General features: G+C 43.2%; 14 protein-coding genes and 1 tRNA gene. 6 read left to right on the top strand and 9 right to left on the bottom strand.

Annotated elements, in window-relative coordinates:
* Positions 1–3 precede the first annotated feature (3 nt).
* Entirely contained in the window at positions 4–783 is a 780-nt protein-coding gene (locus myaer_RS07630; RefSeq protein WP_046661635.1) for a pantothenate kinase, read from the bottom strand.
* A gap of 364 nt (positions 784–1147) precedes the next feature.
* On the opposite strand from myaer_RS07630, the gene myaer_RS07625 reads away from it, so the two are divergent.
* Positions 1148–2425: a M16 family metallopeptidase gene (locus myaer_RS07625; protein ID WP_046661634.1), complete on the top strand. Its 1278-nt coding sequence runs from the start codon at positions 1148–1150 to the stop codon at positions 2423–2425.
* A 3-nt stretch (positions 2426–2428) separates the two neighbouring features.
* Entirely contained in the window at positions 2429–3688 is a 1260-nt protein-coding gene (locus tag myaer_RS07620) for a M16 family metallopeptidase (RefSeq protein WP_046661633.1), read from the top strand.
* A 52-nt stretch (positions 3689–3740) separates the two neighbouring features.
* Here the strand turns inward: myaer_RS07620 and myaer_RS07615 are convergent.
* Positions 3741–3812: transfer RNA gene (locus myaer_RS07615), tRNA-Asn, on the bottom strand.
* 147 nt (positions 3813–3959) lie between these two features.
* Here myaer_RS07615 and myaer_RS07610 point away from each other — a divergent pair.
* Entirely contained in the window at positions 3960–4433 is a 474-nt protein-coding gene (locus tag myaer_RS07610; RefSeq protein ID WP_046661632.1) for a hypothetical protein, read from the top strand.
* 363 nt (positions 4434–4796) lie between these two features.
* A complete protein-coding gene (locus myaer_RS07605) occupies positions 4797–5384 on the top strand; it encodes a hypothetical protein (protein ID WP_046661631.1) in 588 nt (195 codons plus the stop codon).
* A gap of 169 nt (positions 5385–5553) precedes the next feature.
* Here myaer_RS07605 and myaer_RS07600 read toward each other — a convergent pair whose 3' ends face one another.
* Positions 5554–5817, bottom strand: a complete 264-nt coding sequence (locus myaer_RS07600; protein ID WP_071846433.1) for a hypothetical protein — start codon at positions 5815–5817, stop codon at positions 5554–5556.
* A gap of 81 nt (positions 5818–5898) precedes the next feature.
* Between myaer_RS07600 and myaer_RS07595 the strand changes: the two genes are divergently transcribed.
* Both myaer_RS07595 and myaer_RS21950 read left to right on the top strand, forming a co-directional pair.
* A complete protein-coding gene (locus tag myaer_RS07595) occupies positions 5899–6132 on the top strand; it encodes a hypothetical protein (RefSeq protein ID WP_046661630.1) in 234 nt (77 codons plus the stop codon).
* A complete protein-coding gene (locus tag myaer_RS21950; protein WP_046661629.1) occupies positions 6129–6335 on the top strand; it encodes a hypothetical protein in 207 nt (68 codons plus the stop codon). The genes myaer_RS07595 and myaer_RS21950 overlap by 4 nt, the downstream gene beginning before the upstream one ends.
* A 14-nt stretch (positions 6336–6349) precedes the next feature.
* On the opposite strand, the gene myaer_RS07585 is transcribed toward myaer_RS21950, so the two are convergent.
* The 6 genes from myaer_RS07585 to myaer_RS07560 form a co-directional block, all read right to left on the bottom strand.
* Entirely contained in the window at positions 6350–6997 is a 648-nt protein-coding gene (locus myaer_RS07585; RefSeq protein ID WP_046661628.1) for a class I SAM-dependent methyltransferase, read from the bottom strand.
* A 100-nt stretch (positions 6998–7097) separates the two neighbouring features.
* On the bottom strand, positions 7098–7451 hold the full coding sequence (locus tag myaer_RS07580; RefSeq protein ID WP_002731874.1) for a DUF1257 domain-containing protein: 354 nt from the start codon (positions 7449–7451) through the stop codon (positions 7098–7100).
* A gap of 134 nt (positions 7452–7585) precedes the next feature.
* Entirely contained in the window at positions 7586–9097 is a 1512-nt protein-coding gene (locus tag myaer_RS07575) for an AAA family ATPase (RefSeq protein ID WP_046661627.1), read from the bottom strand.
* A gap of 79 nt (positions 9098–9176) precedes the next feature.
* Entirely contained in the window at positions 9177–9527 is a 351-nt protein-coding gene (locus tag myaer_RS07570) for a hypothetical protein (RefSeq protein WP_045358317.1), read from the bottom strand.
* A 397-nt stretch (positions 9528–9924) separates the two neighbouring features.
* On the bottom strand, positions 9925–10833 hold the full coding sequence (locus tag myaer_RS07565) for a hypothetical protein (RefSeq protein WP_046661626.1): 909 nt from the start codon (positions 10831–10833) through the stop codon (positions 9925–9927).
* A 76-nt stretch (positions 10834–10909) separates the two neighbouring features.
* The gene (locus myaer_RS07560) at positions 10910–14383 is read right to left on the bottom strand and encodes a type I polyketide synthase (RefSeq protein ID WP_052734168.1); all 3474 of its coding nucleotides are present in this window, start codon (positions 14381–14383) and stop codon (positions 10910–10912) included.
* Between the last annotated feature and the right edge of the window lie 114 nt (positions 14384–14497).

Below are 14497 nucleotides of genomic sequence, written 5' to 3'. Positions count from 1 at the left end.
TTACTAGATATGTTCGCCTTTGTCAATTAAACAGGAAGAGATTCCCTTAACTGCGGCAATTCCCTGAAAAATTATCGTCTTATCCACTAGGGGTGATTTAATGGCGTTTTCTTGCCAGTAATCCCTAATTAAGTCCCCATCTCCCCCCGTTAAAATTATCCCGCTCTCTGGATATAAATTTAACCATTCCTGACTGAATTTTTCTATTCCCGCCAAAATTGTATAAATTATCCCACTTCTTATCCCTTCTGCTGTTTCTTTTGCCCACATCTGCGGTAATCTTTCCGATAAGGACACCTCTGGCAAGGCTGCCGTCCGTTCCCTTAAACTGGCTAATTGCACCTTTAACCCGGGTAAAATTGCTCCTCCCACTAGCTTTTTATCCCTATCCACTCCCGTAAAAGTTAAGGCTGTTCCCGCATCGATGACTAAACAGGGAAATCCATATTTTTTTCCCGCACCTAAGACAGCTAAAGCTCGATCAATGCCGAATGTTGGATATAAATCCAATAAAGGAATATCTTTTAAAGTAATTATCCGTAAATTGCCATAATTTGCCCATAATTCTTTTTGGCTAGGAACCACAGAGGCGACAACCAATGCACGTTTGCATTCATTTGTCAAGAGTTTAGGGAAAATTTGTTGCAAAAATTCATTACTTGGGGGTTCGGTCAGGTGGGGAGTATCGAGACAAGTTAACAGGGTTTGACCGCGAAAATACCCCCAATGTAGCCGAGAATTGCCGATCATCAAACCTATCCAGTCAGTATCTTGCTCAGTCATTTAGTTAGTGGGAAGTATTTTCAGTGAACAGTGAACAGTAATCAGTAATCAGTGAAAAGACAGCACTGTTAATGCTATTTAATACTCCTCACTTACAGCTTTTCTCAGATACATGAGGTTCGTTCTTGCAGCTGAAATACTTGATTAGCAAAGATCAGCTTGTGCCTCACCTTTACGAGAAAGGCTGTCTTACTCTTCACTAAAAACTCACATCTGATAACTGATCACTGATAACTGATCACTGATAAGGCCGATATTTGGCGGAATTATCTAGAAATCATGACAAAAGTTTTTTAATGGTTGAGCAGGCAAGAGATAAGATAGCATAAGTATAGAATTTAACAAAAAATCTGGTTAACGGACATTGATCAAGTCGATAGCGCAGTGTCAAACGAGTTCTTTTCCCGCTCAGGTATGGCAATTAGATCACGGTTTAACCGTAATTCATCAGTATTTACCCGTGACTCCTGTGGTGGTGGTGGATGTGTGGGTGAAAGCAGGTGCGATCGCTGAACCCGACCCATGGTTAGGTATGGCCCATTTTCTCGAACACATGATCTTTAAGGGGACGAAAAAACTTCCCCCCGGACTCTTTGACTATTTAATCGAAAATTGTGGCGGCATGACCAACGCTGCCACCAGTCACGATTACGCGCACTTCTATCTCACCACCAGTGTGGATCAAATTGAACATACCTTACCCCATCTGGCCGAAATTCTCCTCCATGCTGAGATTGACGATGAGGAATTCTATCGGGAAAAAGATGTAGTTTTAGAAGAATTACGGGCCTGTTATGATGATCCCGATTGGATTGCCTACCAAACCCTCTGCGGAAGTATCTATCAAAACCATCCCTACGGACGCTCTATTTTAGGTGATGAACCCCGTTTAGAGCAATTAACCCCCAATCAAATGCGCTGTTTCCATCGCACCTATTATCAACCAGAAAATATGTGTGTGGCGATTATCGGGGGAATTGAACCCCAACCAGCTTTAGAAATTATCCGGCAATCTTTTCGGGAATTTCCCGTCCCCTCGGAATCCCCTCCCCATTTAGTGGTTGCCGAACCCCCCCTGATCGAAATTCGTCGTTCCCAAGTATATTTACCCCACCTAGAACATTCTCGTCTCTTGATGGGATGGACTGGACCAGGATGCGATCGCCTAGAAGATGCCTTTGGATTAGACTTGCTTTCGGTAATTCTTGCCGGGGGACGCTGTTCGCGGTTAGTGCGACAGCTGCGAGAAGAAGCGCAAATCGTCCTCGATATTAACAGTAATTTTTCCCTGCAACGAGATTCCAGTCTCTTTACCATCGGCGCTTGGCTATCTAGCCCACAAACTGAGACAATCGAAGCTATTATCTGTGAACATCTCCAACATCTGCACGATCATCCCGTCACCCCCCCAGAATTACACCGCACTCAACAGTTATTAGCTAACGATTATATTTTCTCCACAGAAACCCCGGGCCAATTAGCGGGACTCTATGGATATTATCAAACCCTGAGAGCTGCCGACCTAGCCACGATCTATCCCCAAGTTATCCAAAGTTTGCAACCGTCAGATCTCCAGCGTCTGGCTCGTCAGTATCTCTCCCCGGAGCGATATGCTATTACAATAATGCAACCCTGTGAATAAAAGATGTCCGCTTCCCCCATTCACCGCTTAACCTTAGAAAATGGCATCACCCTTTTAGTGGTGGAAAATACGGCCGTGGAGTTAGTTGCAGGGAGGATTTTTCTCAAAAATGCGGGTACTCGGTGGGAAAAAGCCGAAAAAGCGGGTTTATTTCGTCTTTTAGCCGTGCTGCTCACCAAAGGTACAGAAAAGTTATCTTCCCTAGAAATTGCTGATCGCATTGAGTCCACGGGGGCCGGTTTAAGTGCGGACACGGGGACCGATTATTTTGTGGTTAGTTTAAAGACTGTTACCAAGGATTTTTTAGATATATTGCGTCTAGCGGCGGAAATTATTCGTTTTCCCAGTTTTCCACCCCCAGAAATCGAATTAGAGAAAAATCTCACCCGTCAAAGCATTCGCTCTCAATTGGAACAGCCTTTTAATGTGGCTTTTAATCAATTACGCGCCGCTATGTACCCCAATCACCCCTATGGTATGTCTTTATTGGGTACGGAGGCAACGGTTTCGCAATTGCAACGGGATGACCTGCTGGCCTATCATAGTCGCTTTTTCCGTCCCGATAACTTGGTAATTAGTCTTTCTGGCCGTATTACCCTAGAGCAAGCAGTAAAAGCAGTGACGGAAATTTTTGGCAGTTGGTCAATTCCCGATCTTCCTTTATCTAGTTTACCCCCAGCTGCTTTTGATTTTCAGCCCACCTGTTTAACTACCGTCCAAGCTAGTCAACAGGCGATCGTTATGTTAGGATACCCCGGCTCTTCTGTGCAAGAGGATGATTATGCCGTTTTAAAATTATTGAGTACCTATCTGGGGAATGGTTTATCTAGTCGTTTATTCGTGGAATTGCGAGAAAAACGGGGATTAGCCTACGATGTTTCCGCTTTTTATCCCACCCGTCTCGATTCTTCCCAATTTGTCATTTATATGGGAACTGCACCCCAAAACACAGCCATGGCCCTGTCGGGATTGCGTCAGGAAGCAGAAAGGTTATATAAAGTAACTTTGAGCGAGGAGGAGTTACAGTCAGCTAAAAATAAGTTATTGGGTCAATATGCTCTCGGTAAACAAACTAACGCCGAAATCGCTCAATTATACGGTTGGTACGAAAGCTTAGGTTTGGGGATTGAATTTGATCGCACTTTCCTGGATTCTATTAATCAGATTACTCCCGAACAAGCGCGATCGGTAGCCAGTAAATATTTTCAAAATCCTTACATTTCTTTAGTCGGTCCAGAAAATGCGATCGCTGAAATTCTCTAGTCAGAGCAAAAAGCGGCAATACTTTCTTATTGCCGCTTCTATTTTTGATTAACTCCCCGGGTGGGATTCGAACCTACGACCAATCGGTTAACAGCCGACCGCTCTACCACTGAGCTACCGAGGAAGGCTACTCACAATTAATAATTATAATCATAAGTCCCTCAATAATGCAAGTGTTTTCTGGATTTTTTCTCAAAAAAATTTCCGGTGCCGGTAGCGGTGGGCAGAGAATCCACTATTGTGGAGATAAGGACACCATTAAGTCTAGTCTATGCTTGCTCATCACCGCCGTCCCGTTTCCTTCTGTCTGCTCTCGACAGATCTACCCATCCTCTCCTCTTTAGACACTGCCGCTACCCTCTACCAAAAGGATCGCCACCGGTTTCATCTTCTCCTCAATCAACCCCCGGTGGCTCTCGCCGAAATAGAGACACTTAAACCCAAAAATAATCAAAATAAATTAATTTGGCTAGAAATTTCGGCTAATCGGGTAATTATGACCATGCAGGGCCAGGGAAAATTCGCCTATCGTCATTTTTGGGAGCAAGGGGTTTTTGGTGTCAGTCGCTACTGGTTAAATGCCGAAAGTTCTCAACCGGGTTACGCTTTTCGCGTCCGCAACTATACCCGTAGTCTCAAATTAGAGGGGGATAATTTCCCCGAATATTTGCGTCTAGAGTACGAATTATGGTCAGATAACCTGATTTTAGGTCATTATGTCCTTCATTTGCAGGTACACCAATAAATAGGGTCGGCTGAATAGAGCTAAAAACCTTGTGGGATAAGACTTTTAGGCTTTTTTGTCCTCAAAAAGTGCCAGCCGGTGGCAAAATTTAGGCACTTTTTCCCCGAAAATTAGGTAATTGTCGGGTGGATTGAAGACTTAGTGCTACACTTCCCGAAAAGTCTATTTTATTTGAGCTTGTTGTTAGGAATCCACTTAAAAGAGGTTGTTTAATCTGGCTAATAAGCTCTTGGGTATGATATGGGGAAAAGTTCGGGCGATTGCGCTAAAATGGAGCAGTATGCCGCAAGTTTCCACCTATCGTTACTCTGGAGAGTGTTAGACAGAAAGTTTCTGTATAATCAATAGTTAGCCTATAAAGTCATGGAAAAATATCTTTTATACAAGAAACTACTGAGTGATGGTTTGCGAAAAAAGGCAAACATCATCGCCAACGAATTGGTTTTATATTGGAAAGAAACGAATGATAATAATTTATTAAATGAAATTTTAAATGATGGTGAAAGTAACAATATAAATCATATAATTTTTAAAGGAATAGTATTTCCTCACCTGCTTAGTGGATACCATGAAGGTAAACTTCAGGAAACAAAATTATTAATAAAACATATTCAACATTTTTATTCTGATCAAGAGTTGTGGGAAAAATTTGAATATAAAAGTGAACGGCAATTATTAATAGAGTTGTTAAATAGTTTTCCAGATGATGAGTGGGTAAAGACGACATATATTTGTAAGTTTATAGATTGGCTTCAGTTCTGTGGTCATGAATACCCTGCGGGAATTCTATATGGAATGAATGGAGCAAATGCACAAGAATGTGATGATATACTTTCAACTATTGATAATATCCATAAAATTGATCAGAAAAATATTTATTTTGAATTTCTTGAAGATTTAAAATATAAAACAGTAGAATATAAATCAAGGCTAAAAAGTCGCTACACCTGATGCGCTCCGCACGCAGGTGAGTTTAGCCGTTAGTCTGCTGAAGTCAGAAAAAAAACAGCCGTAGGGTGCGTTCCCTAATGCAAGTCCTATTACTCCAGTGATCGATTTTTGGGAACGCACCATGCCCATTGATGGCAGTCGTAGGGTGCGTTCCCTAATGCAAGTCCTGCTACAAAGCGATCGATTTTGGGGAACGCACCATGCCCATTGATGGCAGTCGTAGGGTGCGTTCCCTAATGCAAGTCCTGCTACAAAGCGATCGATTTTGGGGAACGCACCATGCCCATTGATGGCAGTCGTAGGGTGCGTTCCCTAATGCAAGTCCTGCTACAAAGCGATCGATTTTGGGGAACGCACCATGCCCATTGATGGCAGCTGTCAGTGCGATGCCGAAGAACGTAGTGCGATCGCTGATATTGTAGAAACCCAACATTACTTTTTCCCAAATTACCCCCCAATATCTGAGTTATAATCAATACTATCCATTCTACACCTTAATCAAATAATTTAACTTATGTCTGCTACAATTCGTGAAGAACTTCACCAACAGATTGACCGATTACCTGATGACATTGTTGAAAAAATTGCCAACTTTACCCGATTAATTTCCCCTAAGCCAAACAACATTTCAGAATATACTAATTGGCAAGATGAAAACTGGCAAAAATTTTCATTAGAGCAATTTTTCAAAGAAGGATATGAAATTGAATATTCCCTAGCAGATGCTCAAGAAATTTATCAACCATGAAACCAGGTGATATTGTTCTAATTCGTTTTCCTCAAGCAGACTTGAAATCAGGAAAACTGCGTCCAGCTTTAATTATTGCTATTTCACCAAGTCGCCATCGTGATTTATTACTTGACAACTCAAGTGAACAACAAACAAGGAGAGATCAAATAGGCTATTCCAACGAATTACAGGTATTATCGGAATGGCCCTCTGAGTGTTAACGATGACTATAATCCTAGAGAGGATTCTTTTTCCCTATCACTGCATAGAAGGGATCGGCGACCATAATTCCTAACATTTGTAGGAAACTGGGGGTAGTAGCAGCACGAACGATCGCCTGTACTTCCCTAAATCCCGCCACCGATTTAAAATAGGATTTCACTAGGGCCACCCGGCCTAAATCGCTATTATCGCGCCAAGCAGCGATCGCTTTTTGGTAAAACATCCGATTGGAAAAACTGACCACCACCAGACCATTAGGCTTTAAAATGCGATACAGTTCCGCAAAAATCGCCTCTGGATACTGCAAATACTGCACCGACACCGTGATTAACACCGCATCAAAAGAACTATCCTCTAGGGGCAATTTTGGCTGTGCATTCAGGTCCTGGACAAAATAACTATGCAAGCGGGGATTTTTGGCTAACTCCTCCCCATTCATCCCGTGACCTTCGATATGCTCAAATTCCATCTCCTCCGGTAAATGGGACACCCAGCTGCTCATCAGGTCTAAAATGCGTGTATTCGGCGATAATATCTCTCGGTAGAGAGCGGTTAATTGATCGATAAAACCCTCATCCACGTGGGTGACGAAGCGGGGAAAAGCATAAAAATCGCTGTCTTTGGTCGGATCGAGTTTAGTTCTTTCTTCGGGTCGGAGCATTTTTGTCAAGTGAATTTTACTATTCTTAACATACCCTACAGACAGAAAAAAGGGTTAACCGAACTGGTCAACCCCTAGGCTTGGGAACGCGCTGTAAATCTTAGCTTTGAACGACTAGCTTAACGTTAGCGTTTTGCAGACCGCGCTGTTTCACTTCGGATAGGGTTTTGTTCACAGCGTATTTTTGGTTAATCGAGTTGATCAATTCGGTTTGATTGTGTTTTTTGGCTACACCCCAGAGGTCGGCGATTAAATCGAAACTGCCGTCGGTATTGCGAGACCAACCGAGATCATATTCGCCATCGAGAACAGCAACGATGTCGGAGCGAACCCGTTGACCGTTGTAACCACGAACATCAGCTTCGGTTTTTACGCTAATACCGAGGTCGCGGAGAGAAGCTTTGAGGATTTCGGCATCGGTGATTTTGGTCCGGAGAGTGCTAAAATGAGACATTGGAATTTCCTCTTTGTAGATAAGAATCAACAACAACAGATTGAGAGTTAAAGAGTGCCGCCAAGCGGCTTTGCGAGGCATTGCTAGTCCCTGAGAACTAGCCTTTCATCCCGTTGGGAGCGGGCGAAAGTCTGTTAGAACTCCAATCGCTGGTACTCAGCGACGGAGGCCGAAGCAGGTCGGGCGCGTTGTCTGGCCCAATCACGCAGGGCCGTTACCTGTTCGGTCATGGTGCGAGATAGGGGCAGAGTCGCCTTAATCGCCGCAATAATGTCTAATTGCGTGAATTCGCGATCCTGGGCGAAGGCCTCATACATGGCGGCAATCAGCGCCTGTTCTATTTCCGCACCGGAAAACCCATCGGATACCTTGGCTAACTGCTCCAAATCGAAGCGAGAAATGTCGGAGCGTCGTTTAGTCAGGTGAATATTAAAGATATCTTGTCTTTCTTCGGAATTGGGCAAATCGACAAAGAAGATTTCATCGAAGCGCCCCTTACGGAGAAATTCCCCGGGTAGCCGTTCAATCCGGTTAGCTGTGGCCATGACGAAGACGGGCGAGGTTTTTTCCTGCATCCAAGTCAGGAAGGAGCCGAAGATGCGGCTAGAGGTTCCCCCATCGGAATCGGCGGATCCCGTGCCACCGGCAAAAGCTTTATCTAATTCATCGATGAAAAGAATGGCCGGAGAGATGGATTCGGCAGTTTTTAAGGCATTACGCAGGTTAGCCTCGGACCGTCCCACCATGGAACCATCGTAAACCCGTCCCATATCTAAGCGCAGGAGCGGTAAACTCCAGAGACGCGAGGTGGTTTTAGCGATTAAGGACTTACCACAGCCGGGTACTCCTAAAATTAGCATCCCTTTCGGTTGGGGGAGTCCGTAACCTCTGGCTCTTTCTGTAAAGGCGTTTGAGCGCTGTTTTAACCATTTTTTTAATTCTTCCAGACCGCCGACGGCATTGATGGTCTCGTCCTCTTCAATGTATTCTAAAATTCCGTTGCGGCGAATCAGTTGTTTTTTCTCGGAAAGGACGATTTCTACCTCGTCTTCCGTCAATTTGCTCGCTTTTACATAGGCTTTCCGGTAAACTTTTTCGGCTTCATCTTTGGTTAAACCCAAGGCCGCTTTCAGGAGTTTTTCCCGGACCTCTGTGGTGGTACGACGATTTTGATTTCTGGTTAGGTGTTGCGAGAGAACCGTATCTAACTCTCCCATGTCCGGCAGGGGAAAATCTAGAACTACTACGTCTTTCTCTAGTTCTATGGGGACTTCTTGCAGGGGAGACATTAAAATAATGATTTTTTCGGTTCCTTTAAAGCTGGCGATCGCATCTCTTAGCCAGCGAGTGACCGGAGCGGAAGTGATGAACGGATGCAGGTCTTTGAAGATGTAGATGCCCGCTTCCCGTTGACGCACTACCCATTCGATCGCCGCTTCTGGAGACACGGTATTATGTTGACTGGTTTGGCGCGGTTGACCCTGTTCGATCATGCCGTGGGTGACAGTCCAGACAAACACCCGTCGATGTTGTGTATTTAGTTGGGCTATTTTGCTGATGGCTTCTTCCGCCCTTTCCTCCTCGGAGGTGACGAGGTAAATCAGGGGATACTGAGCCTTGACGAGAATTTCTAGCTCTTCTTTCATAACATCGACCCTATTTGTGGTAACGGTTTTGACCTTGGGCGGCTGATGGCTGTAGATGCCTTGTTCGACTACTGAGAGTTTAGCAGGGAACTAAGGCTGCTTCTCCCTCTGCGGTTGCTTGGGCGCCGACGGGTTCGGGAACTTCGAGCGGGAACTCGTCGCCGACTATTCCGGGCTGGCGTTTGATCGACCTTAGCCGATCTTCTTTCATTACTAACGCGGCATCACACTCGGGACAGACATGAACCTGATAGGTTTTGCCATAGGCGGCGGCTTCGATTTCTTCTACCTTTTCGGGGTATTTTAGGTAGAAAGCGATCGCTTTCTCCACCAGCCCTGACATCGATTCTTCATCGATCGCAGCCCTTATTTTTAGTTGACGATGGACTCCAGGGGGAAGGTACAGTGTGACTTTTTGCTTGTCTTGCATATCACTAAATTGGTTTACCCGGGTATGTGTCCTTACTATAACCACTGTCTTTCCCTCCTGTCAAGATGGTAAGCTGTTATGACAGCATAATTGTAACATTTCTTTACAATTGTTGGAGAAGTGGGGTGTGGGGTGTAGGGAAGTGGGGAGATGGGAGAATAAATAAAAATAGTCTCCTCTCCTGCCTCGGAGCCTCCTGATTGACAATTGGCCAATTTTGTGATCCGCGTGGGCATTTCAGGTGATACCAGTCAATCAGAATAGTTACGAAATCTTAACAGTTGGTCGATTCTTGCTTAACAATTGAGATGGCAAATTCCACTCAAATATTCCTGAATCGCACTCTGGGTGAGCAACTCACATAAAGTTAATTTTGTCAAGGATTGTTAAGATGCGCTTACCCAGCCCACCACCTCTTGATTTTATTTTTCAATCTGACAAGGAGATGGCTATTGATAGAAAGTTTTTTTACTACTTGTTTGCCATATTCTCTGTCTATTACTAATTCCTTGGCTTCCTTCAGCGGAAATAACATAGAGTGCTGGGGAAGATTGCTTCTGAAATCATAGGGGTTTTTAGTATGGGATGCTTCTTCCCCGAAGCCAATATTAGAAATTAAGTTGACTGAGGGAACCACTTCTAATCCTGAGTGGAAAAGGCATTGAAACATCCACTGATAGTCCCAAGTATTAATTTCTCCTCTATAGGCTTGGGAGAAAACTTGGTCGTACCATTTAAATATTTGTTCATCCTCGATAAAATCTTTAATTTCTTGCCTGATTTTTCGGTTTGACCATAATTTAATCTCATAGTCATAGCCTTGCCAAGCTCTTTTCCAAGTGGCCCATCCCCAAATGCCCCCACAAAAGTTAAAATGATAACTCTGCTGCTCTGATTTCCATTGTCCTAACCAGTTAGTTCCGCTGATACTCATTATTTTTGGCTCATTTCTATATTTCTCCAATAGTTGTTCGCAAAATGGAAAAAAAGTTGGGTGGGGGAGGCAGTCGTCCTCTAGGATGATGGCTTCCTCGACTTGCTCAAAAACCCAGCTAATACCTGTAGATACCCTGCGTCCGCAGCCTAGATTAACCTCTGAATAGTTCCTGAATACTTCACAGTCCCAATCGATTTGTTTGACAACGGCACGGGTGGCAGCGCACTTGTCGCGGTCGTCTGGTCGAGCGGAGCGCGGACCGTCGGCAATGATAAACAGTTTGTTGGGTTTGGCCTGACGAATCCCTTCAAATACCTTTGCTGTCAGTTGAGGTCGGTTAAAGATAAAAAAAGCCACTGGAGCCTTCATAAGTCATTCAAAATTAAAAATATTGGCGGCGAATTCAGACAAGCCAGCCGTGGTAGAGTATATCTTGATTCGGGTTTCAATCATCTGCCTGCGCTTCGTCAAGGCAAGCTTTAAGCCTTTCAGCCGTAGTCTCGACATTGTCACCGAGATAAGAGTCGTGAGTTCCTGGAATCCGGTGAATTTCTAGTCCTCCTCTGGCTAGATGGTTCCACCCCTGATTTTGAGCCTTGGGATAAAAACTTTCAGTGACTAACCAGGTAATTCCACCAGAATAGGTTTGTGGTCTGTAGTGCATAATCATTTTTATGTAGTTTTTGGCAACTTTTTTTCGGTGGCGACTGAAGCTGTCTTCTGCCAGCTTTTCCTTCACCTTTGATGCTTGGTTAAAAATATAGGTGAGACTCTCTCCTTTGGCTGAGAATTGGAGTTCTCTGAGATGATAGCGAATTCTTGGAATTTGGAAAAATTTCTCCACCTGATAGCGGAGTTTTCTCGGCAGAGTTAGAACAGGTGTATCGAGAAAAACTAATAATCCCACTTTCTGTCCTTGTGCGACTAGCTGTTGTGCCATTTCCAACGCGACAAGTCCGCCTATACATTCACCTCCGAGAAGATAAGGTCCTTCGGGTTGGACGGTACGGATTTCTTTGATGTAGTCGGTTGCCATAGCCTCTACAGTATTGTGAGGATTTTCGATTCCGTCCCAACCCCTTGCTTGGAATCCATAAACAGGCCGTTCTTGACCAAAAAGATAGACTAATTTGGCATAGATGATTAATTCATTTTCGCCGCCGCCGCCACCGGGGACGAGAAAAAATGGTCTTTTCGCGCCACTCGACTGCATAGCTACTAGAGAAGACTGAGGATTTAGTTGGCTTTCAAGTCTAAGGCTGTGAGTCTGGGGGTCAGTTTCAACCGCTTTCTCCCGGAGAATCCTAGCTATTTGCTCAACCGTTGGAGCTTGGAAAAGGGTGACTAATGGTAGATTGACCTTGAAGACTTTTTCGATTTGAGCAAATAGCTTGACCGCCACCAGAGATTGTCCCCCTAAATTGAAGAAATTGTCTTTGACTCCGATAGTCTGGATTCCTAAAACTTCTCGCCAAATCTCGGTCAATTGCATTTCTAAATTATCACGAGGAGCGATAAATTCTACATTCAAATAGTTCTCTTGATTATTGCTTTGTTGTCCCTTCAAATAGTTCTCTTGATTATGGATGCTTTGTTGATTCGGTATTTTAGGTGATACATCAATCCAGTATGATTGACCCTCAAAGGGATAGGTAGGGACTGAAATAGGATAACATTGTTGATAGTTTGAAACTTTAGACCAATCAATTTTCACCCCCATTAACCAGAATTTGATTAAAGTGGAAAATAAATAATATAAATAATCAAAACTTTTTATTTGTTCAGAACTTTTTATGTTATAATCATCAAGCTGTTTGAGATAATCATGACTTTTGATCTCCAGAGAACATAGATCTAGCAAAATTACATTAGAGTCTGATAATAGGCTAGGTAAATTTTCTGCGTTCATGTTATTGACATTAAATTCTTTTTGCCACTGCTTATAGTCAATAGTTTCATGAATTTTAATTGTCTTACCACTGATCGGTAAAATTACGGGAATTTTTGCGGCTTGAAACTTGGGAGGTGATTCAGAGTTTTTATCTTCTATGATTAAAGAAATTGCCTCTTCTACAGTTAAAATTCCCGCCAATACTAAAGCAGCATAATTTCCCAGACCATAACCTATACAGATTGCTGGTTTTATTCCCCAGTATTGCCATAATTGAGTCATCGCATATTCACAGATAAAGTTGACTACTTGGCTAAGAAAAGGGTTTTCTAAATTTTCTTCTTCTATTAATTGAAAAAATGATCTTGTCGAATAAGAAGAAATAAGTGGTTGCAATTCTTCTAGCAATGAATAGATGGCTGGATGACTTTGAGCAAGGGATTTAATAATTAGTTTAAGTTTCTGGCTTTTTCCAGAAAAAATAAAACAAATTGGTGCGGATTTTTGCCTTATAACTTGTCCACTGAATACACTTGATAATGCTTCTTGGCGAACAATCATATTTAGTTGCTCTTGCAATTGTTCTTTTGATTCAGTGATCATAGCTAGACGGTGGGAGAATTGAGATCGCCTAGTATTAGCCATAAAACAAATATCGGACAAAGCGACTTCAGGGTTATCTTCTAGGAAAGATTGATAACGTTGCACCAAAGCTTGTAAAGCAGTAGAAGTCTTGGCGGTTAGAGTAAAAACTTGTAAAGGAGAAAGATTAGGTTCAGCTTTTGCTTGAGACGGGACTGATTCCAATATCAGATGAGCATTCGTTCCCCCCAGACTAAAAGAACTAACCCCTGCTCGAATTGGCCCTGTTTCTTCGGGTAAAGTTTCCAAAGTTTGTTGTACTTTTAGTCCTAGTTTGGCAAAAGGAATGGCAGGATTAGGCTCTTGACAATGTAAAGTGGGGGGTATTTGACGGTGATAGAGGGAAAGAGCAACTTTAATCAACCCCGCAATACCAGAAGCACCTTCTGTATGACCAATATTGGTTTTTACACTGCCCACCCGACAGGGATTATCAGCAGTTCGATCTTTGCCAACTACTGTTCCTAATGCCTTCATTTCTAAGGCATCTCCAATGGGCGTTGCCGTACCGTTAGCTTCAATATAATTAATGGAATTGGGATTAATTTCTGCCCGTTGATAAACTTTTTGCAAGAGAGCAATCTGGGCTTGCATATTGGGTGCGGTCAAGCCATTACCACTACCATTGTGATTAACGCCACTCCCCCGAATCACAGCATAAATGCGATCGCCATCCGCTTGAGCTTGGGATAGAAGTTTTAAGACAACGACTCCGATGCACTCGCCCCGAACATAACCATCCGCTTTAGCATCAAAAGTTTTACACAAACCATCGGCAGAAATCAAACCCGCATTGACATATCTAGAGGCAATCACGGGAGAAAAAGTTAGATGTGTACCACCTACTAAAGCCAAACAAATGTCTTCATTCCATAAGCTTTGACAGGCACGATCTATTGCCACTAATACAGAAGAACAAGCGGTATTTATTGTTAGACTTAAACCGTGAAAATCAAAATAGGAAGAAATCCTATTGGCTAACATACAGTCGAGAGTTCCAATGGCGGTATTAAAGGTTGAATCTTCAATTAATAAATTCAGATATTCACTACCAGAAAGCCCAATAAAAACGCCAGTATCGGTCCCTGCTAAATTAGCGGGAACTAGCCCAGCGTCTTCTAAGGCTTCCCAAGAGGTTTCTAACAAAAGTCTGTGTTGAGGATCCATCTTGATCGCTTCTTCCGAAGAAATGCCAAAAAACGCCGCATCAAATTTATCTATGCCCTCGAGAAATCCCGCCCAACCTGTCATCTGCGTAGGGCGATCTATAGGGTCTTTAGTTATCGTATGTACGCCATTTTGGAGTATCTCCCAAAATTCACTAGGATTATTGGCTCCGGGAAAACGACATCCCATACCAACAATTGCTATGGGCTGTTTAATCATTAAGTTTCGTATATACTGTGGCCATGTACACTTGACTACTATATCAATATAATTTAGGATCAGTCAAGCTGAAGCGTGGAATAACTGCCTTGGCTTTATCCGTCAAATGTAAAC

The organism is Microcystis aeruginosa NIES-2549, from assembly GCF_000981785.2.
Taxonomy (GTDB): domain Bacteria; phylum Cyanobacteriota; class Cyanobacteriia; order Cyanobacteriales; family Microcystaceae; genus Microcystis; species Microcystis aeruginosa_C.
The sequence above is the reverse complement of the archived record's forward strand: the minus strand, read 5'-3'. Positions and strand labels throughout refer to the sequence as shown.

Excerpts from the sequence above, each read along its gene's own strand:
- myaer_RS07605 (WP_046661631.1), top strand. The coding sequence starts at position 4,797 with ATGGAAAAATATCTTTTATACAAGAAACTACTGAGTGATGGTTTGCGA.
- myaer_RS07600 (WP_071846433.1), bottom strand. The coding sequence starts at position 5,817 with ATGTTGGGTTTCTACAATATCAGCGATCGCACTACGTTCTTCGGCATC.
- myaer_RS07565 (WP_046661626.1), bottom strand. The coding sequence starts at position 10,833 with ATGAAGGCTCCAGTGGCTTTTTTTATCTTTAACCGACCTCAACTGACA.
- myaer_RS07585 (WP_046661628.1), bottom strand. The coding sequence starts at position 6,997 with ATGCTCCGACCCGAAGAAAGAACTAAACTCGATCCGACCAAAGACAGC.
- myaer_RS07620 (WP_046661633.1), top strand. The coding sequence starts at position 2,429 with ATGTCCGCTTCCCCCATTCACCGCTTAACCTTAGAAAATGGCATCACC.
- myaer_RS07595 (WP_046661630.1), top strand. The coding sequence starts at position 5,899 with ATGTCTGCTACAATTCGTGAAGAACTTCACCAACAGATTGACCGATTA.
- myaer_RS07570 (WP_045358317.1), bottom strand. The coding sequence starts at position 9,527 with ATGCAAGACAAGCAAAAAGTCACACTGTACCTTCCCCCTGGAGTCCAT.
- myaer_RS07560 (WP_052734168.1), bottom strand. The coding sequence starts at position 14,383 with ATGATTAAACAGCCCATAGCAATTGTTGGTATGGGATGTCGTTTTCCC.
- myaer_RS07580 (WP_002731874.1), bottom strand. The coding sequence starts at position 7,451 with ATGTCTCATTTTAGCACTCTCCGGACCAAAATCACCGATGCCGAAATC.
- myaer_RS07575 (WP_046661627.1), bottom strand. The coding sequence starts at position 9,097 with ATGAAAGAAGAGCTAGAAATTCTCGTCAAGGCTCAGTATCCCCTGATT.
- myaer_RS07630 (WP_046661635.1), bottom strand. The coding sequence starts at position 783 with ATGACTGAGCAAGATACTGACTGGATAGGTTTGATGATCGGCAATTCT.
- myaer_RS21950 (WP_046661629.1), top strand. The coding sequence starts at position 6,129 with ATGAAACCAGGTGATATTGTTCTAATTCGTTTTCCTCAAGCAGACTTG.
- myaer_RS07610 (WP_046661632.1), top strand. The coding sequence starts at position 3,960 with ATGCTTGCTCATCACCGCCGTCCCGTTTCCTTCTGTCTGCTCTCGACA.